24 protein-coding genes are annotated in these 25,198 nt (G+C 42.5%); 13 read left to right on the forward strand and 11 right to left on the reverse strand.

Annotated elements, in window-relative coordinates; all coding sequences use genetic code 11:
• Positions 1–50: 50 nt before the first annotated feature.
• A complete protein-coding gene (locus D6V41_RS00005) occupies positions 51–713 on the reverse strand; it encodes a helix-turn-helix domain-containing protein (RefSeq protein ID WP_136249451.1) in 663 nt (220 codons plus the stop codon).
• 102 nt (positions 714–815) lie between these two features.
• Positions 816–1,046: a DUF2789 family protein gene (locus D6V41_RS00010; protein ID WP_136249452.1), complete on the reverse strand. Its 231-nt coding sequence runs from the start codon at positions 1,044–1,046 to the stop codon at positions 816–818.
• 518 nt (positions 1,047–1,564) lie between these two features.
• Between D6V41_RS00010 and D6V41_RS00015 the strand changes: the two genes are divergently transcribed.
• Genes D6V41_RS00015 through D6V41_RS00030 form a run of 4 tightly spaced genes read left to right on the forward strand, consistent with a single transcriptional unit; the run spans position 1,565 to position 4,788 of the window.
• On the forward strand, positions 1,565–3,001 hold the full coding sequence (locus tag D6V41_RS00015; RefSeq protein WP_136249453.1) for an OmpA family protein: 1,437 nt from the start codon (positions 1,565–1,567) through the stop codon (positions 2,999–3,001).
• A gap of 50 nt (positions 3,002–3,051) precedes the next feature.
• A complete protein-coding gene (locus D6V41_RS00020) occupies positions 3,052–3,288 on the forward strand; it encodes a hypothetical protein (protein WP_136249454.1) in 237 nt (78 codons plus the stop codon).
• Positions 3,289–3,345: 57 nt separating this feature from the next.
• A complete protein-coding gene (locus D6V41_RS00025; protein ID WP_136249455.1) occupies positions 3,346–4,188 on the forward strand; it encodes a mechanosensitive ion channel family protein in 843 nt (280 codons plus the stop codon).
• A gap of 12 nt (positions 4,189–4,200) precedes the next feature.
• A complete protein-coding gene (locus D6V41_RS00030) occupies positions 4,201–4,788 on the forward strand; it encodes a sigma-70 family RNA polymerase sigma factor (RefSeq protein WP_136249456.1) in 588 nt (195 codons plus the stop codon).
• A 62-nt stretch (positions 4,789–4,850) separates the two neighbouring features.
• Here the strand turns inward: D6V41_RS00030 and D6V41_RS00035 are convergent, their stop codons facing one another.
• The 4 genes from D6V41_RS00035 to D6V41_RS00050 all read right to left on the reverse strand — a co-directional run bounded on the left by D6V41_RS00035 (position 4,851) and on the right by D6V41_RS00050 (position 6,603).
• Positions 4,851–5,081, reverse strand: coding sequence for a DUF2789 domain-containing protein (locus D6V41_RS00035; protein ID WP_136249457.1), 231 nt, complete (start codon positions 5,079–5,081; stop codon positions 4,851–4,853).
• Positions 5,082–5,228: 147 nt separating this feature from the next.
• On the reverse strand, positions 5,229–5,618 hold the full coding sequence (locus D6V41_RS00040; protein WP_136249458.1) for a cupin domain-containing protein: 390 nt from the start codon (positions 5,616–5,618) through the stop codon (positions 5,229–5,231).
• 190 nt (positions 5,619–5,808) lie between these two features.
• Positions 5,809–6,240 carry a hypothetical protein gene (locus D6V41_RS00045; RefSeq protein ID WP_136249459.1) on the reverse strand — a complete coding sequence of 144 codons (432 nt, stop codon included), beginning with the start codon at positions 6,238–6,240 and terminating at the stop codon, positions 5,809–5,811.
• Between the two features lie 21 nt (positions 6,241–6,261).
• Positions 6,262–6,603: a hypothetical protein gene (locus tag D6V41_RS00050; RefSeq protein ID WP_136249460.1), complete on the reverse strand. Its 342-nt coding sequence runs from the start codon at positions 6,601–6,603 to the stop codon at positions 6,262–6,264.
• Between the two features lie 117 nt (positions 6,604–6,720).
• Here D6V41_RS00050 and D6V41_RS00055 point away from each other — a divergent pair, with 117 nt between their 5' ends.
• The 7 genes from D6V41_RS00055 (at position 6,721) to D6V41_RS00085 (ending at position 17,681) form a co-directional block, all read left to right on the forward strand.
• On the forward strand, positions 6,721–7,947 hold the full coding sequence (locus D6V41_RS00055) for an efflux RND transporter periplasmic adaptor subunit (protein WP_168710914.1): 1,227 nt from the start codon (positions 6,721–6,723) through the stop codon (positions 7,945–7,947).
• Entirely contained in the window at positions 7,947–11,051 is a 3,105-nt protein-coding gene (locus tag D6V41_RS00060) for an efflux RND transporter permease subunit (protein ID WP_136249462.1), read from the forward strand. Before D6V41_RS00055 ends, D6V41_RS00060 begins: the two co-directional genes overlap by 1 nt.
• A gap of 209 nt (positions 11,052–11,260) precedes the next feature.
• A complete protein-coding gene (locus D6V41_RS00065; RefSeq protein ID WP_136249463.1) occupies positions 11,261–11,818 on the forward strand; it encodes a prepilin-type N-terminal cleavage/methylation domain-containing protein in 558 nt (185 codons plus the stop codon).
• 80 nt (positions 11,819–11,898) lie between these two features.
• On the forward strand, positions 11,899–12,819 hold the full coding sequence (locus D6V41_RS00070; protein WP_136249464.1) for a hypothetical protein: 921 nt from the start codon (positions 11,899–11,901) through the stop codon (positions 12,817–12,819).
• Between the two features lie 324 nt (positions 12,820–13,143).
• Complete coding sequence (locus D6V41_RS00075; protein ID WP_136249465.1) at positions 13,144–14,994, forward strand: DUF1800 domain-containing protein; 1,851 nt, start codon at positions 13,144–13,146, stop codon at positions 14,992–14,994.
• A gap of 7 nt (positions 14,995–15,001) precedes the next feature.
• Positions 15,002–16,411, forward strand: coding sequence for a DUF1501 domain-containing protein (locus D6V41_RS00080; RefSeq protein ID WP_206663227.1), 1,410 nt, complete (start codon positions 15,002–15,004; stop codon positions 16,409–16,411).
• A gap of 388 nt (positions 16,412–16,799) precedes the next feature.
• Positions 16,800–17,681, forward strand: a complete 882-nt coding sequence (locus tag D6V41_RS00085) for an NAD(P)-dependent oxidoreductase (protein ID WP_179952524.1) — start codon at positions 16,800–16,802, stop codon at positions 17,679–17,681.
• An 11-nt stretch (positions 17,682–17,692) separates the two neighbouring features.
• On the opposite strand, the gene D6V41_RS00090 is transcribed toward D6V41_RS00085, so the two are convergent.
• Both D6V41_RS00090 and D6V41_RS00095 read right to left on the reverse strand, forming a co-directional pair.
• The gene (locus tag D6V41_RS00090) at positions 17,693–18,136 is read right to left on the reverse strand and encodes a YaiI/YqxD family protein (RefSeq protein ID WP_136249467.1); all 444 of its coding nucleotides are present in this window, start codon (positions 18,134–18,136) and stop codon (positions 17,693–17,695) included.
• A 139-nt stretch (positions 18,137–18,275) separates the two neighbouring features.
• The gene (locus D6V41_RS00095) at positions 18,276–19,667 is read right to left on the reverse strand and encodes an SLC13 family permease (RefSeq protein ID WP_136249468.1); all 1,392 of its coding nucleotides are present in this window, start codon (positions 19,665–19,667) and stop codon (positions 18,276–18,278) included.
• A 179-nt stretch (positions 19,668–19,846) separates the two neighbouring features.
• Here D6V41_RS00095 and D6V41_RS00100 point away from each other — a divergent pair, with 179 nt between their 5' ends.
• Together D6V41_RS00100 and D6V41_RS00105 are read left to right on the forward strand one after the other, a co-directional pair.
• Entirely contained in the window at positions 19,847–20,491 is a 645-nt protein-coding gene (locus D6V41_RS00100) for a hypothetical protein (RefSeq protein WP_136249469.1), read from the forward strand.
• A complete protein-coding gene (locus D6V41_RS00105; RefSeq protein ID WP_136249470.1) occupies positions 20,488–21,225 on the forward strand; it encodes a DUF3307 domain-containing protein in 738 nt (245 codons plus the stop codon). The genes D6V41_RS00100 and D6V41_RS00105 overlap by 4 nt, the downstream gene beginning before the upstream one ends.
• 52 nt (positions 21,226–21,277) lie before the next feature.
• On the opposite strand, the gene D6V41_RS00110 is transcribed toward D6V41_RS00105, so the two are convergent.
• From D6V41_RS00110 to D6V41_RS00120, 3 genes are all read right to left on the reverse strand, one after another.
• Positions 21,278–23,425: a putative bifunctional diguanylate cyclase/phosphodiesterase gene (locus tag D6V41_RS00110; RefSeq protein ID WP_136249471.1), complete on the reverse strand. Its 2,148-nt coding sequence runs from the start codon at positions 23,423–23,425 to the stop codon at positions 21,278–21,280.
• A gap of 84 nt (positions 23,426–23,509) precedes the next feature.
• Positions 23,510–23,647: a DUF2256 domain-containing protein gene (locus D6V41_RS00115; RefSeq protein ID WP_136249472.1), complete on the reverse strand. Its 138-nt coding sequence runs from the start codon at positions 23,645–23,647 to the stop codon at positions 23,510–23,512.
• A 6-nt stretch (positions 23,648–23,653) separates the two neighbouring features.
• Complete coding sequence (locus D6V41_RS00120; RefSeq protein WP_136249473.1) at positions 23,654–25,198, reverse strand: cryptochrome/photolyase family protein; 1,545 nt, start codon at positions 25,196–25,198, stop codon at positions 23,654–23,656.

A 25,198-nucleotide genomic window follows, 5' to 3' on the forward strand; every position in this document is an offset into this window, starting at 1 on the left:
ACACTGATGTAAATTTGTTCGACGATGTAATGTAGATGATTTAACAAATACTATATTGCTGTAGACATCAAACTGTCCGTTGAAATAATTACCTGTCCGCTGAACCTGTTTACTTCCAAATAGTCAGTCGTAATTTTGGTGCTTCCAAGCTTTACAACAACATCACCTCTGTAAATTTCTTTACCTTCAGATATCAAATATTCGTTAGATAATATCTCGGCTTCAACATGGTCATTAAATACAATCTGTACATTACCTTTATAATTTATAACCTTATCTGGCAACATACTGAATGTATCTGAATAAATTATAACTTCATCGATAGCGCTCGGCGTCTTGACTGTATTTTGAGGATGATTATGGATGGGAGTATTCTGCGCCATTATAAGAATAAAGCCTATGCTGAAGCAACATATCGCGCCTATCAAAATACCTTTAAGAACGAATTTTTTGCGTTTCAAAAAATTAAAATGCTTCGCTAAAATAGGTGTTTTTGACCGTCCAATTTCCTTTTCGATAATCTGCAAATCTGATGGCTGTAACTCAAAAACTGATGATATAGCTTGCAAGGTTTCGTAGGAAGTAACTCCTGTCTTCTCAATTCTCTGGATTGTTTTTAAACTGACATTACACAAAGTGGATAAGTGATGCTGTGACCAGGCTTTCTGCTTGCGCAAAAATTTTATTCTCTGCTTATCTACTTTGTTTTCCATGTTTAACCTATCAGCTGATAGCCATTTTTTGTAACTGTAGCAAGCCAAGCAAGCTTATTCCATATCGATATAGGCCATTTTTAGGACAGTTTTGCGACTTCATTAATGGAGTCTTGCATTTAACTTATCAATCACTTCTGCCCATGCAGCATCTTCTATTAACGCTTCTTTTAAAAATGCTACTTGCGCATCATTCCAATACGGTGCTCGATGCGAATAGGTCGTTTCATTTAAGCCCTTATGTTGTTTAATAAATGATTCGATCGCTTCATCAGACCTTTCAAGGCCCGACTGGGTAAACAAATCGGACAATGTGGGTTGTTTAACAAACATATCTGGTCTGTAGTGACTTAAAAAGAATGAATATTTACAGTGTTATAACATTCTTCTATTGTGGAAACAGTATGATATTCAGATGATATGTTTAAAAAGCCGACCATTCCGGTCACATCAACTAAATGACTGTGAACGTGTGTCATTGATGTGACGTAGTGTGTGAAATGGTCGGCGAAAATGGCAGTGCATTTGCGCTGCCGTCTCCCTAACCTACTCTCACTGTATATAGACGCTGTCTTCTTTTTGAAAGTCACAATTTTTGGTATTTATTCCTTAATATCATTCGATGTAAACCTGACTTCCAAGGTAAAGTAAGCGGATGCAGCATTACTGCAATCGCAAAAAATTCAGCAAAGAATTAGAAAAATCAATGCCCCAACAAATTTTGAGTAGAATTCACTTCAATTTAAGTTCAAAAACACAGGTTTTTTTGTTCTGTTGTGACTTTTTAGATATACCCCGCGTCAGTACCTGTGAATGCCAATTTCGGCATTACCATGTAAGGATAAACCCTAATGAATAAAACAATTATCAGTATCAGCTTGGCGATGGCGTTACTTTCAGGCTGCGCAACTCAACCTTCTGTTAGTGATAACGATGTTTTCCAGCAGTATCCTGTTATCAATGAAGCTAATTTGCTTATTCAAAAAGCTAACGCAGAGAACTTGGCATTTTTTGCGCCAGAACAGATGAAAGAAGCGACAAGAGCCTATGGCACGGCACTCAAAGACGCTAAATCCGGTAAAGACAATGCCACTGCGGCAGCCAACGAAGCTGTATCCAGAATAAAAGCAGCCAGACAACAATCCGAGAAGGCAAGATACATATTTGAAGATGTGCTAAGTGCGCGCGAAAAAGCATTAAATGTAAATGCATCTACCGTATCTCCTGAAGATTTTGCCGATGCAGAAGCAGACTTTTCAGAAGCAATTGCTCAGTTGGAGCAAGGTCAGGAAGCACGCGCGGTCCGCGATATTGAAGCCATTAAAAATCAATATTTAGCCATTGAACTAGGCGCATTGAAAAAGAACATGCTTAGTTTTGCGCAAAAAGCAGTGCAAGATGCTGAAAAGAATGATTTAGACGATATCGCACCAAGAACAGTAGCAAAAGCAAAAGATGAACTAAAACTAGCGCTTGATACACTTGAGGTTAATCGAACCGATACTGCAAAAGCTAATATTCATTCAAATCGAGCAATATGGTTAGTAAACCAAGCTCAAGGGATAGCGGACATTCATGCTATTTTTGAAAATGCCGACTTTGATGAAGAACAAAAAATTCTATGGTATCAGGAGCAACTGAGTGCTGTTGTCTCACCGATTAACCAAGAGGTGCAGTTTAATAATACTAATAAAGAAGTCGTGGCGAATTTGCGAGAGCAAATCGCTGCACTGGCAAGTGACAATAGCGTATTGACTGCACAACTGACTGAAACACAGAATCGAGAAAGTAAACTTGCTCAAGATAATGCAGATGCGCTGATGCAAGCTCAATTATTGCGTGAGCAGGAAATTGCTAAAGAAAAGGCCGATGCAGCAAGATTTGTTGCGGTACAATCGATGTTCACCGATAAAGAAGCAACGGTCTATCGACAAGGTGACAATGTACTAATTCGAGCACATGGTTTTTCATTTAAGTCGGGCGCTAGTGAAATTGAATCATCAAACTTTGTGATGCTTAACAAGATCACTGATGCCATAAACCGTTTTCCGAATGCCACTGTGGTTGTGTCTGGTCACACAGATTCGATAGGCAGTAATGAACTCAATAAAGCGTTGTCAACTTCAAGGGCTGAAGTGGTTGCTAATTTCATTACACAAGTCAGCGAAATAGCACCCAATCGCGTGTCGTTCACAGGGCATGGCAAAGATAAACCCGTGGCAACAAATGAGACGCCAGAAGGTCGTGCTGAAAATCGCCGTGTTGAAATACTGATAAATAATGCGTAATAGAACCGAAGCGCTCCATCTTGGAGCGCTTTTTTGTTTAGGAGAATAAAATGAGTAATGAAGAACGCCTTAAAGCACTTTGGGCTGAAGAGCCGGAAACAAGCAACGAAAAAATTGCTCTTCAAAAAGTACTAAGACGCACAAAACGAGTGAGCGCTGCAAAAGACGTAATGAGCATCTTCGTGGGTTGGGTTTGGGTGGTGCTTCTCGGACTTGGTGCCTCGGCCTATTCAGCAAAACAGCAACGTGTTCTTCACAGAAAACACGTTAAGCGACAACTTAAATGAGCTAAAAAATGATTAACAAAAACTACGTGAACAACTCATAAATAGATAGGAAAAACAATGGACATTAATGCGTGGACTCAGTCTTTCACAGATGCGCTTTCAAAATTCTGGACCGAAATCGCGGGCTTCTTGCCCAACCTAATTGCCACAATTATTGTGGTACTAATTGGATTGTACTTATCAAAAGTTATCACCAAATGGGTAGCGAAACTGGTTGAAAGAATTGGATTCAACAAATTATGCAATAAATTGGGCATTGAAAAGGCTTTGAAAGCACTTGGTTTTAAATCCACACCGTCTCAGTTAGTGGGTAGTGTTCTTCATATTTTCTTTGTGTTGATCATTCTAGTGGCAGCATCCGAAACATTGGGGCTACAACGAATTTCTGCAGTTCTCGATGACTTTGTTCTATATTTACCTAAGATTGTGGGCGCGCTTGCTATTGCATTAATCGGACTTTATTTAGCGTCAAAAGCAAAAGTGCAAGTAGAAAATTCATTAGAAAATCTTGGCGTTGACTATGGCTCATCCGTAGGAAGACTTCTTCAATTTTTTGTACTTTTTATTACTTTTTCGCTGGTAGTAGGACAACTCAATTTGGAAACAGAGTTACTTAATACTATTTTTACCGTGTTAATTGCCAGTTTTGGTGTTGCAATGGCGCTTGCGCTTGGATTAGGTAGCAAAGAAGTCGCTAACAGTATTGTGTCCGGTATCTACGCGCGAGAGCAAATTTTACCGGGCGATGAGGTAACAATTGACGATTTTGTTGGAAATGTCGTTATGGTCAGCACAGTAAATACCTTACTGGAAGATAAAGACGGAAAACAATTGAGTATTCCCAATCAGGAATTGCTGACTAAACAGTTTACTATCGTGAGACTTGGCTCTAAGTCATAAAGGGAACTATTAATGAATACTACAGAGCACGAGTTAAATCGTGTCTCTGATCGGCTGTCTCAAATGGACGATAGTGAATTGGTGCGAATAGCAAAACTTCAACTTCCCTATGTGACAGCAGCCTACGAAGTGCTTTTTCAACGATATCATAAGCCTCTGGTCAAAATATGTTATCGCTACTTACGCTCTATGGAAGAAGCTGAGGAAACGGTTAGTGACGCCATGTTCAAGGTATTTAATAATCTTGTGAACTTTGAAGAGCGCGCCAGTTTTAAAACTTGGGTATATAAGATTGCGCATAACTTGGCACTCTCAAAATTGCGAAAGAAACAGCTTGAAATGGTAGACGTGGATGAAGCAGCGTATGTGGAAGCGGAGCAAACAAGAGGTCTTGTAGACGAGAGCAAGCAGCAAATCGATAAATGGTTGGACACTTTAAGTGTTGAAGACCGCTCTATCGTAGTGTTCAGGATAGTGGGCGGTTTAGAATTTTCAGAAATTGCGCATATCACGGAGTTTAAGTTAAGCACTGTTAAGATGCGATACAAGCGCGCACTAGAAAAAGTCGCTAACTCGCCATCCGAATTCGAAAAACCATAATATCCTAGAGAGAGTTGCTTGTGACTAATTCACGTCATTGATTAGTCAGTTTTGCGACTTCATTAATGCAGTCTTGCATTTAACTCATCAATCACTTCTGCCCATGCAGCATCTTCTATCAACGCTTCTTTTAAAAATGCAACTTGTGCATCATTCCAATACGGTGCTCGATGCAAATATGTCGTTTCATTTAAGCCCTTGTGTTGTTCAATAAATGATTCGATTGCTTCATCAGAACTTTCTAATCCCAATTGAGTGAACAAATCTGCCATTGTAGGTTGTTTTACAAACATATTCTGCCTCCAACTTTTACTGTATTTATTTCAACGATAACTAGGTGAAATCGATCAATAAGAATACTGGTATGCCCAAAATTAAAAAGTATAGGCGCTATATATTTCTCTGCGTTAGCTTTAGAATATGATTTTAGTTTACTAATGCTAGGTAATTACTTTTTTGGTCTGAGTGCCCTCCCCTGGTGTAATAAACATCAACCTAGACGGCGTGAATATCTTCGCAGTATGCCATGTGTTCTTAGGCACAATAGAAAAATCTCCCGGTTTGCTTAATAACATTTCGCTGGTGTCAGTATCGGTTTCAAAAAACAAGCTAGCCTTACCTGACATAAGCACAACGATTTCGTCCCCCTTCGGATGCATCTCCCAAATGTCCCAATCTTTTTCAAACTCATAGCATGAAACTAATTGGCAGCCTTTAAACCCTTTATAATCGGTCTCGAGACGCTCATACAACATGGGATCGGCTGATTCAATTTTGCTGGTTTGATCAGGCTTGACTACTACAAAATCTGTAAACAGTGATGTATTCATTCAATACTATCCTTGAATGGATTGAATTCGTTGTCAGTCTACTGCTTCTTTGATCAGATGCAGGTAAACAGATGCAGGCTCTTCATTTAAACAAAGCAACGTGATCAAAAAACTACTCAAGCTTGCTAATTTGACAATGATTTACAATAAATAGTCTCGTTCAAATTGATACCGAATATCGGGATCACACTCATACTGAATAGGCGTTTTTCATCATGTCGTTAATTTTTTCTCTCGCCTTGCGATTAAACGAAACTTTATATAAACGATTTAATAAATCGTCGGCTCGCTCTATGTCACCATTACAAGCATACTCACTAGCTAAATAAATTTTTGTGTAAACATCTACCGCATTAGCCGCATCATTTATTAGTAGAAGACTATTTTGACGCTCACCCACTAAACCCAAAATGTATTTCGCGCGCGGCTCGTCTCGTTTTTCAACCAAATAATCAAGGTTCCTAAGCGCTTTATATTGATTTTGCTCATACTCGCGCTTGTGGTAAAAAGCGGTAAATAAGCCCTTTGCGTGACGCAACGCTTCTGCTGTTGATAATTTGTCTAAAGCCGCAGGTGTTACATCTATCTCATTATCTCTCTTTGTTTTTTGGTAACTTTGCACAGCGGCAATTCGTTCGGTTTCTTATTCATAAAATTTATGGATGCCAAGCCCAAGACTTGTTATACCAAGAGCAAATACGCTAAGAAAAAAACAAATCGGAAGCGCAATAAACCATCTGTTTCGAGGCAGTTTATAACTTGAATGCACCGTTACTTCGGCTAATTTAAAAAACGCTCGTTGTTCTATAAAAGAGATATTTAATCTGGCTATAAAAGCTGCTACCCAAGCTCCAGCTAAATATAAACAAAGCAATAAAATAGCCCAAATCGATTCCCCTTTACCCAAAATTAGATCGTTGAGTAAGGCTGCGAGTAATAAAAGTAAATGCGAGGAAATGGCAAGAACGGAAAAAAGCACTAACAACTTATCGCAATTTAATGATCTGTCAGCTCTCTGCGATGTAGAAATTGATATATGGATTGCGTACGTCAGGCGCACAACCCTTTCAACATTGACCAATGAGAGATTATGAGAGAGATTATGACAATTAGAGGTATTGTACTCATAGGATGCATTTCCTTCTTACTTGCCTGCAGTGAACAAAGCCAGACGTCAAACCAAGAAACTCAAAGTGCCCCTGACACAAGCCAAGCTGCACTTCCTGTTACTGCAATTGAAATTACAACGCAAAAGATTGAAGAACAATCAACTATTCCTGGGCGCGTTGAGGCTTTTAACAGCGCAGAAATACGTCCGCAAGTAAGTGGAATAATAGAAGGTTTGTTTTTTTCGCAAGGTAGCTTTGTAGAAAAAGGGAAACAGTTGTATCAAATTGATCCATCCGTATTCGAGGCAGAACTGCAAAGCGCTCAAGCCCAATTGCAGAATGCTCAGGCTGAATTAAAAGTATCTCAGGCAAGGGAGTCCCGCTTAAAAAGCTTAGTGGCAACGCAAGTGGTAAGTGAGCAAGAGTATGAAGATGCGCAAGCCGCAAGTGAAAAAGCGAGGGCCAACGTGGCCTTGGCCGAAGCTGCAGTGCAAAGCGCTGAACTTAATTTGGATTACACCAAGATGTATGCGCCAATTTCTGGTTATATCGGCCCCTCATCGGTGACGCAAGGCGCATTAGTCACTGCCCAGCAAAATGAAGCTTTAGCTGTGATACAGCAACTTGATCCCGTTTACGTTGATTTAACGCTGTCTGTTTCTCATATTGAACAAGTGAAAACATTTGCTGCTGTCCAAAGCAAACAAAAGCAGGCGTCGACAGATTCATCAGAAGCTACTTCAAGTAGCGGACCGTCTGTGCAACTGTTTTTGGCGGAAAATGACATCCCCTATTCTGAAACCGGCGAGCTTATTGCCACTGATCTAACGGTAGATGAAGCCACGGGCAGCGTAAAACTTCGTTCAATTTTCCCAAATTCTGATGGTGAACTTATTCCGGGGATGTACGTCAAGGCTCGCATTGAGCAGTTAAATCAAGAGCCCTCTATTCTTGTACCTCAAAAAGCAGTCAGTATTGAACCCGACGGAAGCAAGACGCTTTGGATTGTAGATAATAACAATATGGCTCAAAAACGTTCTATTCAGGCAAATGATAGCTTTAAAAATAACTGGATCGTAAGCGAGGGGCTTAAAGAAGGCGATATCGTTATAATCGAAGGCTTAATGAAACTACGTCCTGAAACCAAAGTAAATGTAAGCTTTTCTCAAGAGGAAACCGCTACGTCTAAGGCACCACAGAACGAAAAAGAAGACAAATAATGATTTCAACATTTTTTATTAAACGTCCCGTTTTTGCCTGGGTAATAGCGATTGCCATTATGGGTGCGGGTGTGCTCGCGATCCTTTCGTTACCGGTGGAACAATATCCAAATATAGCGGCACCTAAGGTAACAGTATCGGCTACCTACCCTGGTGCTTCTGCGCAAACTCTTGAAAAAACCGTTGTTCAAGTGATTGAACAAAATCTTACCGGCATAGACAACCTTCGCTATATTCAATCTAGTAGCTCATCGTCAGGTCAAGCCACCATAACACTAACTTTCGAGCCAGGTACCGATCCCGATATCGCACAGGTACAAACCCAAAATAAAGTCTCCCAGGCAGAGTCGTCTTTACCGCAAGTTGTCCAAAGACAGGGCTTAGCCGTGCAAAAAGCCGGAAGTAGCTATGCGCTAATTTTAGGATTTTACTCAACAGATGAATCGTATGGACGCAATGAAATATCCGATTTTCTGGCCTCAAACCTGGAAGAACCTTTGAGCCGTGTTGATGGTGTTGGGCAAATAACCACATTTGGACCCCAGCACGCTATGCGCATATGGCTGCAGCCTGATGCATTATATGAGTATCAGCTAACAACGGCAGACATAGTTCAAGCAGTAAATGAACAAAACGTGCAGTTGGCAACCGGGCAAATTGGTGGTACGCCAAGTATTGACGGGCAACAGCTAAATGCAACAATCACGTCTCAATCCTTGCTTCAAACGGTCGAGGAATTTGAAAATATATTATTAACAGTCAATCAAAGCGGTGCAAACGTGGTACTAGGTGATGTTGCACGCATTGAAGTAGGCGCAGAAAATTACAGAGTCATTGGACGCTACAATGGTCAACCTGCCTCAGGCATTGCCATAGAGCTTGCACCTAACGCAAACGCACTTGAGACGATCAAAGCGGTTAAAGAACGTGTCACTGATTTTGAAGATATCATACCCGAAGCACTGGAAATCGCTTACCCGGTTGATATCTCGCCATTTATAGAAGCCTCCATCATAGAGGTGTTCAAAACCTTGGTGATTGCCATTGTTTTAGTTGTACTGGTTATCTATATCTTTTTGCAAAGTGCCCGGGCAACCATTATTCCCGGCATTGCTATTCCTGTTGTTATTTTAGGCACCTTTGCGTGCTTATATGCGCTTGGGTATTCCATTAACGTACTGACTTTATTTGCATTGGTGCTTGCCATTGGAATGTTGGTAGATGACGCCATCGTTGTGACTGAAAACGTCGAAAATAAACTGGAGAATGATTCTGACCTTTCTCCAAAGCAGGCGGCCAAAGAAGCTATGAAAGAAATTTCAGGCGCGCTATTGGGAACTACTGCCGTTATTTGGGCGGTATTTATTCCCATTACCTTTTTTGAAGGGTCCGTGGGTGTTATATACCGGCAATTTGCAGTGACCATATCTGTTGCAATGGGAATTTCGCTTTTTATTGCATTAAGTCTTTCGCCAACAATGTGCGCCAGAGTGCTACAACAGGGAAAAAAGGAAAAAAATACAGGCTTTTTTGGCCTCTTCAATAAAGGTTTTAGCAAACTAAAAGCCGGGCATGCATTTTTGCTTGAAAAGCTGTTGGCGAGTTACATCGTTTTACCTGTAGTTTTTGTTGTGCTAATTGGCGTGGCTATAAGCGTATTTTTGAAAATACCCAGCGCATTTTTGCCTGACGAAGACCAAGGCCGCATGTTTACATTAATAACGGGACCAGCAAGTTCAACTTTACAGCAAACACTGGAAAAAAACGCGCAGGTCGAAGATTTTTATCTCAATCAGACGAACGGTGCAGTCGAAGGTTTGTTCACCGCTGCCGGCTTCAGTTTTGCCGGGAATAGTCAGAATGTGGGTATTGCATTTATCAAGATGGCTGATTGGTCAAAGCGCGGTGAAGGTAAAAGCGTGTTTGAAATTAGTGACAAAGCAAGCGCAAGCCTTTCGAGGATACAAGACGCGTTTATTATTCCAATTGTCCCCCCAGCTATAAGCGCCTTGGGTAACGCAAGCGGCTTTGAGTTTCAACTCGTTGACCGGGCAAATTTAGGTCAGGAGAAACTGAATCAGGCCAAGGATCAGTTGTTGCAGTTGGCCAATCAAAATGATGGCCTTACACGTGTACGATTTAATGGTCTTGCTCCTGGTCCGCAGTATGACTTTAATATTGATGCTTCTAAAGCAAGAGCTATGGGTGTATCGCTTGATACCATAAATCAAACACTGAGTACTGCCTTAGGCGGAAGTTATATCAACGATTATTTGGGAGATGGGCGAATCAAGCGTGTTTATGCCCAAGCCGACGCGCCTTATCGCATGTTGCCCGAAGACATCGACCGCTGGTATGTCAGAAACATGAGCGGTGAAATGGTATCAATATCAGAATTCGGAAGTGGCGAATGGACCTTTGGCGCACCTAAGCTTACAAGATTTAACGGAAGCTCTTCACTTGAAATTCAGGGTGAGGCAGCAAGTGGTGTGAGTTCAGGTGAAGCTCTAAATACGATAGCCTCATTGGCGCAGCAGCTACCAGAAGGCATTGCTGTAGAGTGGACAGGCTTGTCTTTTGAAGAAAAAGAATCTGCAGGACAAGCATGGATTGTCTACCTTATTTCTGTAATAGCGGTATTTTTGGCTTTGGCTGCTTTGTATGAAAGCTGGAGCATTCCATTGGCAATTATGCTTACCGTACCACTTGGTATTTTTGGAGCAGTAATGACCACCTTCAGTTTTAATCAAGCCAACGATGTGTATTTTCAAATTGGTCTTTTGATGACGATTGCGCTTGCAGCAAAAAATGCCATTTTAATAATAGAGTTTGCCAAGACTAATTTTGAAAACGGTATGTCGGCATATGATGCTTCTGTAAAAGCCGCAAAGCAGCGCATCAGACCAATACTAATGACTTCGTTGACTTTTATTCTAGGCGTCATGCCACTGGCCTTTGCGTCAGGACCGGGCTCGGGTGCGCAAAATGCTATTTCTATCGGCGTATTAGGTGGAATTACTTCAGCAACAATTTTTGTACTATTTTTTGCGCCCTATTTCTTTATTTTATCGATGAAGCTGTTTTCAAATAAAGCAAAGAATTAGGTAGTTCAGTGTGTTATTTTTATACCAATCCAACATATTTATGGACAAATAGAGGATGTATCCATAATAGTCGAATTAATCCCAACCCTGGAATGCAAATAACCAAAAATTTCCAAGGCTAAACTATTGAGTAGATTCGCCGCTATATTATTAAGAAACTCACTGTGCGCTTCAATTGAGCGAATTTTGCTAAATATTTGTATCGGTTCATGATAAAAAACGAAAAATACTCGCTACCAGGTTTATCTTTAAACTATAAAGGCTTTACTCTTGTCGAGCTGGTTATCGTTATTGTTATTTTGGGGATAATCACTATTGTCGCAGCTCCTCGATTTATCGAACTAGGTAGTGACGCAAAACGAGCCAGTATAAAAAATCTGGCCTCTCAAATTAAATCTACGACGCAACTTGTTCAAAACAAGGCGCGTGCAGGCGGATTGCGGCCCACAAGTGTAAATCCCTACACCATCACAGGAAGTCCCGTTCAAACTGAATATTTGGTTGATTTTGGTTTTGGCGAGGTAGAGGTTCATTACAGTAGCCTGTGCCCTGAGAGCATTGCAGAAGGTGGTGACCGGCTAAACTTATTAGACTTTATGCAGGGTACAATTGAAGCAGACTTTGAGACCAGGATAGATAATCGCTACACCCTCATCGGCTATCAACTTCCCACTTCTGGCATTTCAATGTCGCAAGGATGCTATGTCATTTATGATTCTTTTGCGCCAGACAACTGCTCAATTTCTGTAGTCGATGTAGACTGTTAGCGCCTTGTATGTCTTCACTGACTTGAACCTTTACACACAACTTAAGTCTTTATTTGACTTAATATTATTTTTATCGTGTATTGTCTAATTTGCATTTTATCGATATAAACACCATCGTACTTGACGATGAACCTGAGGGATTTCGGGCTCGTTCATCCGTTTCTATAAGTATTGGCAATAAGCTTAAAACCACAAAATGGATGATAATTTTCGTTAGTGCATCTGTATTTATCCACGCACTGCTAATCGTCTCTATGTACCAGGTAATGCATCAGGTAAAAGTGCCATTTAGCGAAAATCCATCAAGCAATAACTCCGCGCCTTTAGAAAGCTATATTTTTGTTCGGGTTCCTGAAACTCCTAAACCTTCTTCGCAAGAGCGAACACCAGAGGAGATAAAGCCAGAACAGATAAAGACAGAACAGAATCAAGACTTCCCTATTCTCAAAGATTCGACAAATGATGCTAATCTGGATTCGTCGACACGCTCGGAAAATAGCGTACAAGCGGAACCTCAAAACAGTGCTACCAGCGATATCACCGTCAAACAAGAAAGCAAATCAAGGCCCCTCGTAAATGAATCTGCAAGCTCACCTTCCACTCAAATTTTGCAAAATACGGCAACAAACACTGATGCGAATAAGTCGCTACCAACAGATTCGCTAAGCAGCAAACACTTAAACAATAAAAGCGCAATAGACAATGCCGTCCAGCGCTATCAAATGCAGCAAAATGCACAGGCTATTCAAAACATGGCTGAACAGGAAGCAAAGGCCTATATGAGACAGAAAGTATCACCTGATTTAAACCTTCCAGACTTTGATTCGCTTGCAAGGGCTGAACAGCGAGAGGCAGCGCTTCGAAAAATTGAAGTAGACTGTGCCAATGCTGCTAAAAAAGGCATCTCCATCATTACCGGATTGTTTGGCGGTACGGTACAATGTCGAGACAACAATGAATTTCAGCAGTATATCGACAAGCATTTAAACAAACAAAATTAATAAACAAAGATAAACACGCTTTAAAGTAAGGGTGCTACGCAGTCATGGCAAATGGAAGATCGCGCCCATACTCTGGTAAAACCAGCACAATTAGCACTGGCGCATAAACTTAAAAAGAGCACAAAATCTTAACACTCCCTAGGCCAAGTAAATCACTGGTAAAATAAAGCTGGGTCAAGCAAATGTAAATATTGAGTAAAGATAACGATTGGCGCTTGTCTTGACCCAGTCAGTATCAGTATTCTCCACCTAAGGGTTTACGTTCAACAAGCACTTAATCCGAAGTGCAATTGTTAAAAGACAAGCGTAATAAGGGAGAGAAAGATGAGCAAATCACGCTTGCAATTAGTGATATTAGTAGCGCTATTGATAAGCGCGTGTGGCGGCGGTTCTTCAGATTCAGATACAGGCAGTGTTACCCCGCCACCTTCAGCTGCACCAGCGCCTACGCCGCCCCCTGTGCCTGACCCTAGCCCCACACCAGAAGGCAAATTTGCAAATGCAGCATCGACCTCCCGATTTCTTACCATGGCGACTTTTGGTCCTAGGTCAAGCGATGTAGAGACATTACTCAACACCAGCGCATCAGACTGGATACTTGAGCAATTTGAAAAGCCTGTGTCGCCGTATTTATCGCAGGTACAAGAGTATTATGACATGGCTAGCCCAAATTCTGGCATGATTGCAGATGCGTTTGATCAGGGTGCCACTACTTGGGTGTTTTACCGCAATGCGGTGCATGGTGAAGACCAGCTCAGGCAGCGTATGGCTTTTGCATTGTCGCAAATCATGGTGGTATCCAATGGTAGCGGTGGCTTGTTAGGCATCTTTCCGCAAACGGTCGGTTATTACCAAGACGTGTTGGCTGAACATGCCTTTGGCAACTATCAAGACCTGCTACAGGCGATAACTTATACACCGGCCATGGCTGAATACTTAACATACTTAGGCAATGAAAAGGCAGATGAAACCACCGGAAGTGTGCCCGACGAAAACTACGCGCGCGAAATTTTGCAACTTTTCACCCTTGGACTGGTAGAGTTAAACATCGACGGAACGCTAGTGCTCGATGCTAACGGTAATGCTATTGAGGTTTATGATAATACTGATATCACCGGCCTTGCCAGAGTGTTTACCGGCTTAGACGATCCTAGGCTCGACTTAGAGCAAAGTCTTGTTGGGCGGCTTGCACAAATCAGAGAGGCAACATCAAAACCACTTAATATGAACAACGCCCGGCATTCAGCAAAAGAAAAGACCTTTTTGGACTATACCATTGCTGCTAATACTGATGGCGAAACCTCCATCAGGCTTGCGCTGGAGCATATTATGTCGCATCCCAACGTTGGACCTTTTGTAGCCAAGCAGCTGATTCAGCGCTTTGTAACCAGTAATCCACGCCCTGAATACGTAGAGCGAGTTGCCACCGCTTTCAATCAAGGACGTTTCACGCTCCCTAACGGTACAGAGGTAGGCGACGGTCGCAAAGGAGATTTAAAAGCCACAATTTCCGCAATTTTGTTTGACCCAGATACCGAACAAGACTCTGCCCTATCTGATGACACCTTTGGTAAAGTGCGCGAACCGGTGCTGCGCCTAACCCATTTTATGCGCGCATTTGAAACCGACATGACAACGCCTGAATACGTATCGGCGCTGTATGATACTTCATCTTTAAGCGTACTCGGCCAACATCCCTATCGCTCACCGTCGGTATTTAATTTTTATCGCCCCGGTTATGTTGCACCCGGAACCCTGTCTGCAGAGGCCGGCTTGGTCGCGCCAGAGCTGCAAATTGTCAATGCCTCCAGTATTCCGGGCTACATCAATTTATTGTCATTTGGTGCTTTTCAATCTCAAGCTGAGAATCTTGAACAAATGCGTCCGGTATTTGTGCGCTTTGGCGCGTCTTTCGATGCTGATCGTGCGCGCAGCACCTTTGTACCTGACTACAGTGAGGCCCTGCCACTGGCCAGTGATTCAGCGGCGCTAGTTGACTACCTCGATGAACTACTTTTGTATTCCAGTATGACCGAAAGCACCCGCCAAGGCTTAATTGCAACGCTTGATGAATATCCAAGAAGCGCATTGCAAGACAGCGAAGGGCAAGCAAATCTGGTGGCTTATGCCGTCACTATGATCATGTCCAGCCCCGACTATCTGATTCAGCGCTAAGGAGAATATGATGCCATTATCTCGACGTGATTTTTTACGCTACTCACTGTACTCTTCAATTGCCGGCGCTGGTTGGCTCGGCTTACCGAAAACGCTCACCGCACATGCGGCAGAAACTGATGGCTACAAGGCGCTTGTATGCGTGTTTTTATTCGGCGGACTTGACGGTCACGACCTATTAATTCCCTACGACACAGCCTCTTATAACCGTTTTGCAAGCATACGCCAATCGCTGTTGAATCGGTATGATGGTGCGCGTGCAAGAGACAATTTATTGCCGCTAAATCTTGCCAACCAAGCAGCCTTTGGGAGCAGAGCCTTTGCGCTACCTCCGGAAATGCCGCAATTAAAAGCCTTATTTGACCAAAACCGCGCGGCTATTGTGAGCAACGTGGGCCCCTTAATCGAGCCGGTCACCGCACAAGGCTTCGCTAGCGGCTCTGCAAAACTGCCACCTCGGCTGTTTTCGCATAACGACCAGCAGTCAATCTGGCAAGCCAGTGCACCAGAAGGCGCACAGTTCGGCTGGGGTGGTTTGTTTGCGGATGCCATGCTCTCCTCTGGCGCAAATGGGGGTGTGGGAGAATTCGCTACCCTGTCCACCGCAAGCGTCGGGCCTTTCCTCACCGGCACACAGGTGTCACCCTATCAAATTTCGCTGAATGGCAACGCCGGTATTAACATTTTAGATGGGCGAAACGCTAGCGGCTCACAAGGCAGTTTGCGCAATTTTCTAGAATCTGCACGAGAGCGTTTTCTCGCCCAAGGTTTTGAGGGTAGTAATATTTTGGCACAAGACATCGCCAATAAATTCAGAAGTGGTATAGAAACAAACGCTATATTTGATGCCGCGCGCGCTTCTGCCCCCACACTAAGCACAGTATTTCCTGAAAACGGGCTGGGTAGTCAGTTGAGTGCCGTGGCTCAAACCATCTCTATTCGAAATAGTTTGTCAACCAATCGTCAGATTTTCTTCGTCGGCATAGGCGGCTTCGATACGCACTCCAATCAGGCGGCTGACTTACCCACCCTACTTTCACAGCTTGACGGCGCCTTTTCGGCATTTGATTCAGCCATGATTGAGCTTGGACTTTCACAAAATGTAACAACCTTTACTGCTTCAGATTTTGGTCGCACGCTTACCGTTAACGGTGACGGCACCGATCATGGCTGGGGTGGCAACCAAATTGTAATGGGCGGCGCAGTGCGAGGTAACAGTGTATTTGGCGATGTGCCACCCGCTGACTTTGGGCATGATTTGGACGCCGGCAACGGGCGGCAGATACCCACGCTTGCCGTTGAGCAATTTGCTGCAAGTTTGGGGCAATGGTGGGGACTGAGTGATAGTGAAATTATTAACGCTCTGCCAACGCTTCAAAACTTTGATAACGCAAATTTAGCGCTATTCAATGGCTAGCCTTAAACCTTCGTTAGTGCATCTGCATTTATCCACGCACTCCTGATAGTCTCTATGTACCGGGTAATGCCTCAGGTAAGAATGTCATTTAGCGAATAACCCATTATTAACCGATTCGTCAAGCCGCAAACATCCAATAAATAAAAGCGGAATAGATAATGCCGTCAAGCGCTACTAAAGGCAGCGCTTCGAAAAATTGAAGTAGACTGTGCCAATGCTGCTAAAAAAGGTATCTCCATCATTACCGGATTGTTTGGCGGTACGGTACAATGTCGAGACAACAATGAATTTCAGCAGTATATCGACAAGCATTTAAACAAACAAAATTAATAAACAAAGATAAGCAAAGATAAGCAAAGATAAACACGCTTTGAAAAAGGAAACTTTTATGCAAGTTGCATTTATTGGTCTTGGCGCAATGGGCTACCCTATGGCCGCACATGTGCTCAGCGGCAAGCACTCAGTAACAGTATATAATCGAACAGGCTCTACAGCGCACAGATGGCTAGATGAAAAAACCAATAATCATCCAGACGCTTCCATTGCAGACACGCCAGTTTTGGCCGCTAAAAATGCAGATGTGGTATTGATGTGTGTGGGTAACGATGATGATGTGCGCTCGGTGGTTTATGGCGATAAAGGCGTGCTATCTGGTATGAAACGTGGCGCGATCCTGATTGACCACACAACAACATCAGCCGAATTAGCCATTGAACTTGGCAAGGCCTGTGCAGACAAGGGGCTGAGATTTCTTGACGCCCCCGTTTCAGGTGGTCAAGCTGGCGCTGAAAACGGCAAACTGACCGTGATGTTAGGCGGTGAGCAATCCATCTATGAACAGGTTATTCCTATTTTGGATTGTTATGCACAAAAACATGCCCTGATGGGAGGTGTCGGTAAAGGACAGTTGACCAAAATGGTTAATCAAATATGTATTGCAGGCCTTGTACAAGGTTTATCAGAAGCCTTGCATTTTGCGACGCAGGCGGGACTCGATATAAGGCAGGTCGTTGATGTTATCAGTAAGGGTGCTGCGCAGTCGTGGCAAATGGAAAATCGCGCCCACACGATGGTAAAAAACGAGTTTGACTTTGGTTTTGCAGTGGACTGGATGCGCAAAGACCTTGATATTGTCTTAAATGAAGCAAAGCGAAACAAAAGCACTTTGCCTGTAACGGCCCTAGTTGACCAGTTTTATGCGCAGGTACAAGCTAACGGTGGGGGTCGTTTTGATACCTCAAGTCTTATTACTCTGCTAAATAAGCATTAATGTTTCAACACTTAGCGTTTGGCCAGGATCCGATCTAAATTATCGGCAAAGGCTTTTCTATCTCGCTGTGATAAAGGTGGCGGGCCTGAGCTTTGAAAACCGCTCGCCCGCATTGTTTCCATAAAGTCTCGCGTATTTAAACGTGCTTTAATGGTTTGCTTGTCAAATAACTCACCCCGGGACGACAAAGCGTGAGCACCCTTTTCAATGACCTCGGCTGCAAGGGGAATATCAGAAGTAATAACTAAATCCCCTGCTTCGCTTCTGCTGACCACTTCATGATCGGCAACATCAAATCCTGACTGAACCTGCACCCCCGTTAAATAGGGAGAGTTTGGCAACGGAATATAGTGATTAGCTATAAACAACGCATGGACTTGAGTTCGATTGGCTGCCTTGCATATGACCTCTTTAATGACTTTTGGGCAAGCATCCGCATCTACAATAATTTTCATCTTACAGGTTCTCGTTAAAATTTGGGCCTTGGGAATAATAACTAAATGCACTTCATTTTAGCCAACGCACTCAAAAGAAAGCATTTAAGCTAGAGCACTTAAAAGGAGGAGTTAAAAAAGAGCTCTTAAAAAAGAGCACTTACGACAGAGCGCTTAAAATAAAATAGTTTACAAAGCCCAGAAGTATAGAGACCAAAAAGCTCAATACCGCTCCCTCTTTTACCATATCCCGAATCTCGATTTCGCCCGTTCCGTAGGCGATAGCATTAGGCGCTGTAGCCACCGGCAACATAAAGGCGCAACTTGCCGCCATTGCTGCCGGGATCATAAGAAGCGCCGGATCTACGCCATAATTTAAGCCAACTAAAAATAGTATCGGCATTAAAAGCGTTGCAGTTGCTGTATTAGACGTAATCTCTGTTAAATAAGTTACGCTAAGGCATAATAGCAGAAGCGTGACTAGCAAAGGGAATTGAGTAAAAGTGCTTAATCCATCTCCAATCAACTGACTTAAACCCGACGCAGAAAAACCCTTTGCTAAGGCTATCCCGCCGGCAAAGAGCAACAGCATTCCCCAAGGAATGTCGCTTGCTGTTTTCCAATCAAGCAGTTTTTCACCACGACCATTAGGTACAATAAACATGAGTATGACTGCAGCAAGTGCAACGGTACTGTCGCCCGCCTCAGTAATGCCAAATAGACTTGCCCAGCCTCCAAATGGTTCGCTACGCGTAACCCATGCAAGTACTGCTAAACCAAATACTAAAAGAGTACGCTTCTCTTGTACCTGCCATGCGCCCATATCAGGTAAATCTACTGCTAAGGGACCGCGCAACTTGCGCGTTAACCATAATGCGATTAACGGGATCGCCAAAATGACACAAGGAATGCCTACTATCATCCACTTTACAAAGCTGAATTCCTGACCTGACTGCTGTTCGTAAATCCCGGCAAATATCACGTTTGGTGGCGTGCCAATCAGGGTGCCCACACCGCCAACACTTGCCGAGTAAGCAATACCTAAAATCAGCGCAACTTTAAGCGGCCTGTCCTCAATTTGAGACAGCACAGCAAGCGCTATCGGAAGCATAATAAGAATAGTGGCAGTGTTTGAAATCCACATACTTAATGCAGCTGTTGCTACCATAAACCCAAATACTAAACGTTTTTTACTGTTAGAGCCTATAGCATTTACCATAATCAAGGCCAGACGCTTATGCACACCTGCTCTTTCAAGGCTCTTCGAAAGCATGAATGCCCCCATCAGCAGCAATATCACGTGACTGCCAAGTGCGGAACTGACCTCCTGGTGACTTAAAACATTAAATAAAGGAAGCAAGGCAAAAGGCAGGATTGAAGTAACTGGAATGGGGATCGCTTCGCTCACCCACCATATGACAGTGAGCAAGGTAATACCTGCCGTGATGGCAGCAGTCTCAGGAAATAAAAAAACACTCAAACATAGCCAATAGGCAAAATAGGCAGCGAGAGGCCCGATTAATAAATAGATACGGTTAAGTGTGAAAGTCATATTCTTATTCTTATCAAGATCTGCGCGTCACTTAAAGCTTGACAGCTAAAATACAGTTCAATTTCACCGCGCAAAAGCAAACTATTTAAATTGCTACTTATAAAAGCAAATAATTATATTTGCCACTTGTTTTTATTGAGTTATACTCGATAGTGTTGATGGATATTTAGGTGATGTCAATGTTTATAGCGGTTGAAACGAGCGACTTAGTCGATTCGACTAAAATGCCAAGTACCTTCTTTGAAAGGGTCAACGCCTTAATCAAAGAAGAACTTGCACAATTAAACGAGCATACTGACAATCAGTTTAGTGTGTTTCGAGGTGATGCTTACCAGGTGTTATATGCTTCGCCTTCACTTGCATTCCGGCATGCTTTGTTACTTAAGTTAAAGTTACTCTTTGCGTTTGAAGACACCCCGGTTCACTTAACACAGGCACTAGCTTTTGGTTTCCAGGAAACGCCTAAGCAAGCGATTTCGGAGAATATGGGGGAAGTGTTTGTATGTTCTGGGAGAACGCTAGATAAAAGCGCAAGTGGCGATATCACTATTCAATTCATTCCCTTTCCTGACCTGCAGGCAAGTATTAATTTAATTACGTCTTTTTTGAATCGTCATCTTAAGGGGCTTACGCAAAAACAGGCGCAGGTGCTATATCACTATGTTGCGAATCAATTTTGCGAGCAGCATCTTATTGCTGACAAATTAACTATGACAAGACAAAATGTTGCAGTCCATCTGAAACGAGGCGGTAGTGAATTACTGCGAGATTGCATCGCCTATTTTGAACAAACGGTTGCCAGCGCAAAGGACATGTCGGTATGAGCTTATTTATTCTTTTATTACTTGTGCATCTCATTGCAGACTTTTACTTGCAAAAAGACGCCTGGATACAAAGCAAGATCAAATATAAAGCGCGTTCGATTGGCCTTTTAAAACACATTTTGACTCACCTGGCGCTAAATAGCATCGTGCTTTTTACCATGCTGGGCTTTAGCTACCTTGCCCTTTTCGCTTTGTTAACGATTGTAGTGAGTCATTACGCGATTGATATTTGGAAGACCTATCAAGGTTTCCATTTATGGTCATTCCTGACCGATCAGATTGCACATATTGTAATGCTGGGTTTGGTTTGCGCGTATGTCTCAGAGCCTGACTTATCAAAATGGCAGGCGTCTTTTGGCGGCTTTCTTACACTTGACCATCTTATCGTTCTTGCAGGTTTTTTGTTTGCATACAAACCTCTTTCACTGATCATTCAACTGTCTTTGCGCCGTTATACGCAGCAGTTAGAGGCAAAAACAAGCAATCAGGGACTCGAAAACGCTGGCGAATGGATTGGCGTATTTGAACGCTTTTTAGTCATCACCTTTGTTTTGTTAGGGCAATTTGCAGCTGTCGGTTTTTTACTGGCGGCAAAAGGCGTGTTTCGTTTTGGGGATATGCGACGAGAACAAGACCGGAAACTTACTGAATACATTATGTTAGGCACCTTGTTAAGCGTTGGTTTAGCTATTGGCACTGGCTTAATGCTTAATTATCTGACAGCGCACAACTAATGCTACAAGCGCCCTATCGATTTTTACAGTAAATACGCTTTAATTGAACTTCTTATGCACGATAGGATTCGATAAAACTATCAAGGGCCACGGGCATGCCAAGTAAAAAACCCTGGAAGTTTTTTACCCCTGATTGACTAAGCATTAAAAATTGCTTCTCGGTTTCAATGCCTTCAACCACAGTGTCCATATTTAGCGCCTGGCACATATTTAAAATTGCTTGAAACAGGCGCTGAGCGCGCTCACTTTCAGTTAAATCCAGTATGAACTGGCGGTCAATTTTGATGACATCAAAGTCATATTTCGACAAGTAGCTTAAGCTTGAATAACCGGTTCCAAAGTCATCTAATGACACTTTAAATCCCAAGGCTTTGATTAAGGATAAGGTTTCTTTTGCCAAATGTTCATCAACCATAAACACTGACTCGGTAATTTCCAGTTCGATCATTTCAGCCGCAATCTGATATTGATTCAACAGGCGATAGGCCAGTTGAACAAAACTATTTTGCAAAAACTGTTTGGAAGAAATATTTACCGCAATAGGAATGTAAATTCCCACACTTTGCAAGCTTTGTTGATATTGCATGGCGCTTTCTAAAGCGAGCTCTCCTAATGCCTCTTCCATTCCATGATGTTCTATAACCGGAATAAAGCGTGCGGGCGAGACCTGTCCATATTTTTGGCTATGCCAGCGACAAAGAATTTCCGCTCCAATGAGATGTCTTTTTTCAGAAAATTTACCCTGCAAAACAAAACTGAATTCCCGTCTGCTAAGCGCCTCTCTGATATCGTTTACAAATATAAATTGTTCACGCTTTGCTTCGCTCATACCAGAAGTATAAAATTGGAAGCCCTGCCTGAAGCCGGCAACATTCTTGTGGCTGGCATTTTTAGTATTAAATAGTGCCGCATCTGCATGCTTGATCAGCGTAGTTGCATCATTAGCATCATCGGGGTAAAACGCGACGCCGGCCTGCGCTTTTAACGAAAAGCGCTGACCATTTTCCTTTATTTCTAAACACTGAATGCAATTTAACAACTGAGTCACAAACGATGCTGTTATTTGACTTAAAGTTTCTTCTTTCTCTTTTCCAAGCTCGATCAAAGCAATTATTTCATCGCCTCCCCAACGGCTTATGACGGCTTGATGTGCAAACGACTCAATTAACACTTTTCCCAGTTTAGCTAAGACCTTGTCACCAAATTCGTGACCAAAGGCGTCATTAATTTGCTTAAATCCATCCAAGTCGATATAAGCCAATGCAAATTTTTCTTGTTTCTCAAGCGCGCGCTCAAGTTCATTCTTTAATGCGTGGCGATTCAATAGTCCTGTCAGTTCATCAAAATTGGCGAGCTGATTCAATCGTTCTTCTGTAGCGAGTTGCTCACTTAAATCATTAATCGCCGCAATGTAATAATCCTGCTCAACATCAGACGTATGAAATAAATTCATCGAAAGTGAAATAGGAATGCGCTTATTTTGCGAATTGATGTATTCACATTGCTGTTTAAGGGCACCATGGTTTTTAAGCGCCAGCATATCTGACTTTGACAGTGCCACAAATTCATAAAAGGGTGTTGATTCCACGGGTGAAAAATAGAGATCAATCTGATTATAGAAAGCACTGTTAGCATCAATAATTTTGAGATGACTGTCTAAGATAAGCATGGCTTGCGATGTTTGCGCAAATGCATAGCTCATTAAGGTAGTGTGTGCATCTTTAACTCTGTCTGAGGTGATATCTCTGAAGGTCCCAACGAGTTCTTGTACCCCCATGTCGTCCGAAGCGGTTACACGGCCTTTCAACAAAATCCATCGGTATTCATCTGCGACATAAAGTCTAAAGCGAAGCTCAAAGCTAACGAGATTCTCTTCAAAAATCGCTCGCCATTTACGCCTGAGTTCATTCACATCGCTTTGATGCACAGATTGAGTAAAGGCTTCAAAACTATGATAGAGGCTTTCTCGTCTATATTGACCGTTAAAGAAGGATTTTACTTCAATAGCGTCGGTCGCACGTTGCCACCACCACGCAGATAAACCCGAGCCCCAAAGGGCAAATTCCATCATTCTCTGATCATTAGAGCTATAAGCAGATGCTTGCTCGTCAAAAAAATGATAAGTCCCACATTCTGTCATTTCATTAGGTGACGAATGCTGTAGTTCGATAGTATGCTTATTTGAATTATTATACGACATTTGAGACACTTACAACTTAATAGGCTCTACTCTCTTTGAGCCAAAATGCTAGCAAGTACAAGCGTAAGTGTCTTCTATAAATTTTTAGCTTCCCTTTTTATTGCGCCTACATCGTTCAGAACAATACCTAACATCATCCCAGTTTCGCTCCCATTTTTTTCGCCATTTAAAAGGAAGCTTGCACACTGGACAAATTTTTTCAGGCAAATGCGATTTTCTCATAAACGTCTAAATATAGTCGTTATTATCAAGTTTATTTAAAAATACGGCTGCATCATCTTGCATGTGAGCAAGCTTTTTTTCGTCCATCTTGTTCAATGTTGAATAGATCATTGCCATGCGCTGGTTCTTTTGTAGCTTGGATTTGTGGCGGATCAGGAAATCCCAGTAAAGATAATTGAAAGGACATGCCTGGTGACCAGACTTTTCTTTAACGCTATATTCACAGTGTTGGCAGTAGTTGGACATTTTATTGATATATGCACCGCTCGCTGCGTAAGGTTTACTTGCAAGCTTGCCTCCATCAGTAAATAAAATCATCCCGCTTACATTAGGAAGTTCCACCCATTCATATGCATCAGCGTATACAATGAGATACCATTCATTTACTTCGTCTGGCGACAATCCGGCTAAAAGTGCAAAATTTCCAAGCACCATTAAGCGTTGAATATGGTGTGCGTAGGCATTTTCCTTGGTTTCTTTTACGCACTGCTTCAAACAATTCATTTTTGTATCGGCGCCCCAATATAAATCAGGTAGCTTACGGTGGGCTTCTAAATAATTAGACGTTTTTAGCGCTGGCATAAAATACCAGTAGAAACCACGTACATACTCGCGCCAGCCCAGTATCTGTCGAATAAAGCCTTCAACCGAATTTATAGGCGCCTGCCCCGAAATATAGGCTTGCTCTGCTGCGCTAATGCATTCTTGCACAGATAGAAGTCCGGTATTAATGTAAAAGCTTACATGGGAGTGATACATCCACGGTTCCCCTTGAACCATGGCATCCTGATACTGACCAAAATCTTCGAGGCGATATTCAATAAACTCTTTGAGTACTACTAAGGCCTGTTCACGAGTGACAGCGTAATGAAAATCTTGAATATCGCCAAAGTGTGAAGAGAATTCCCGCTCAACAAGCGCGATAACGTCTTTTGAAATATCATCAGGCTCAAATTTGGTGGGCGCGGGAATATCGAGCTGTTTATCAGGACTATCACGGTTTTGTTTATCAAAATTCCATTTCCCGCCAATGGGATCCCCATTTTCGAGCAAGATATTATGCTGCTTACGCATTTCTCTGTAAAAGTATTCCATTCGAAGCTGCTTGCGTCCGTCAGCCCATTTTTTAAATTCAGCTTCTTGGGCCATGAATCGATTATCAGCACAAATAGTGAGAGGAACGCCTAACTTTTCCTGCCAAGTCAAAATGTCGTGATGCAAACGATATTCTGCGGCTTTTGCAACAAAGATCTCGCTGATGTCATGTGCATCAATTAATGCTTTAGCCTGCGCATACAAAGAGCCATGATTATCCTTATCATCGTATTGCGTATAATAAAGGTTGTAGCCCTCCTCTTTCAGCGTTTGAGCAAAATGACGCATCGCAGAGAATATAAAAGCGATTTTCTTTTTATGGTGCTTTACATAGGTGGCTTCTTCGCGCACTTCAGCCATCATCACCATATCCTTTGATTTATCAATGTGTTTTAAGGATTCAGTGCGCAGGCTCAGTTGATCGCCTAGTAAAATGCATAAACGTTTAGCTGCCAT

This window comes from Ningiella ruwaisensis, assembly GCF_004798935.1.
Lineage (GTDB): Bacteria > Pseudomonadota > Gammaproteobacteria > Enterobacterales > Alteromonadaceae > Glaciecola > Glaciecola ruwaisensis.

What these genes read in the sequence shown, in the direction of transcription:
- D6V41_RS00100 (WP_136249469.1), top strand. Translation starts at nt 19,847, where the DNA reads ATGTTTATAGCGGTTGAAACGAGCGACTTAGTCGATTCGACTAAAATG.
- D6V41_RS00090 (WP_136249467.1), bottom strand. Translation starts at nt 18,136, where the DNA reads ATGAAAATTATTGTAGATGCGGATGCTTGCCCAAAAGTCATTAAAGAG.
- D6V41_RS00110 (WP_136249471.1), bottom strand. Translation starts at nt 23,425, where the DNA reads ATGTCGTATAATAATTCAAATAAGCATACTATCGAACTACAGCATTCG.
- D6V41_RS00060 (WP_136249462.1), top strand. Translation starts at nt 7,947, where the DNA reads ATGATTTCAACATTTTTTATTAAACGTCCCGTTTTTGCCTGGGTAATA.
- D6V41_RS00080 (WP_206663227.1), top strand. Translation starts at nt 15,002, where the DNA reads ATGATGCCATTATCTCGACGTGATTTTTTACGCTACTCACTGTACTCT.
- D6V41_RS00085 (WP_179952524.1), top strand. Translation starts at nt 16,800, where the DNA reads ATGCAAGTTGCATTTATTGGTCTTGGCGCAATGGGCTACCCTATGGCC.
- D6V41_RS00075 (WP_136249465.1), top strand. Translation starts at nt 13,144, where the DNA reads ATGAGCAAATCACGCTTGCAATTAGTGATATTAGTAGCGCTATTGATA.
- D6V41_RS00005 (WP_136249451.1), bottom strand. Translation starts at nt 713, where the DNA reads ATGGAAAACAAAGTAGATAAGCAGAGAATAAAATTTTTGCGCAAGCAG.
- D6V41_RS00015 (WP_136249453.1), top strand. Translation starts at nt 1,565, where the DNA reads ATGAATAAAACAATTATCAGTATCAGCTTGGCGATGGCGTTACTTTCA.
- D6V41_RS00105 (WP_136249470.1), top strand. Translation starts at nt 20,488, where the DNA reads ATGAGCTTATTTATTCTTTTATTACTTGTGCATCTCATTGCAGACTTT.
- D6V41_RS00040 (WP_136249458.1), bottom strand. Translation starts at nt 5,618, where the DNA reads ATGAATACATCACTGTTTACAGATTTTGTAGTAGTCAAGCCTGATCAA.
- D6V41_RS00065 (WP_136249463.1), top strand. Translation starts at nt 11,261, where the DNA reads ATGATAAAAAACGAAAAATACTCGCTACCAGGTTTATCTTTAAACTAT.
- D6V41_RS00010 (WP_136249452.1), bottom strand. Translation starts at nt 1,046, where the DNA reads ATGTTTGTTAAACAACCCACATTGTCCGATTTGTTTACCCAGTCGGGC.
- D6V41_RS00115 (WP_136249472.1), bottom strand. Translation starts at nt 23,647, where the DNA reads ATGAGAAAATCGCATTTGCCTGAAAAAATTTGTCCAGTGTGCAAGCTT.
- D6V41_RS00095 (WP_136249468.1), bottom strand. Translation starts at nt 19,667, where the DNA reads ATGACTTTCACACTTAACCGTATCTATTTATTAATCGGGCCTCTCGCT.
- D6V41_RS00120 (WP_136249473.1), bottom strand. Translation starts at nt 25,198, where the DNA reads ATGGCAGCTAAACGTTTATGCATTTTACTAGGCGATCAACTGAGCCTG.
- D6V41_RS00035 (WP_136249457.1), bottom strand. Translation starts at nt 5,081, where the DNA reads ATGTTTGTAAAACAACCTACAATGGCAGATTTGTTCACTCAATTGGGA.
- D6V41_RS00030 (WP_136249456.1), top strand. Translation starts at nt 4,201, where the DNA reads ATGAATACTACAGAGCACGAGTTAAATCGTGTCTCTGATCGGCTGTCT.
- D6V41_RS00020 (WP_136249454.1), top strand. Translation starts at nt 3,052, where the DNA reads ATGAGTAATGAAGAACGCCTTAAAGCACTTTGGGCTGAAGAGCCGGAA.
- D6V41_RS00025 (WP_136249455.1), top strand. Translation starts at nt 3,346, where the DNA reads ATGGACATTAATGCGTGGACTCAGTCTTTCACAGATGCGCTTTCAAAA.
- D6V41_RS00055 (WP_168710914.1), top strand. Translation starts at nt 6,721, where the DNA reads ATGACAATTAGAGGTATTGTACTCATAGGATGCATTTCCTTCTTACTT.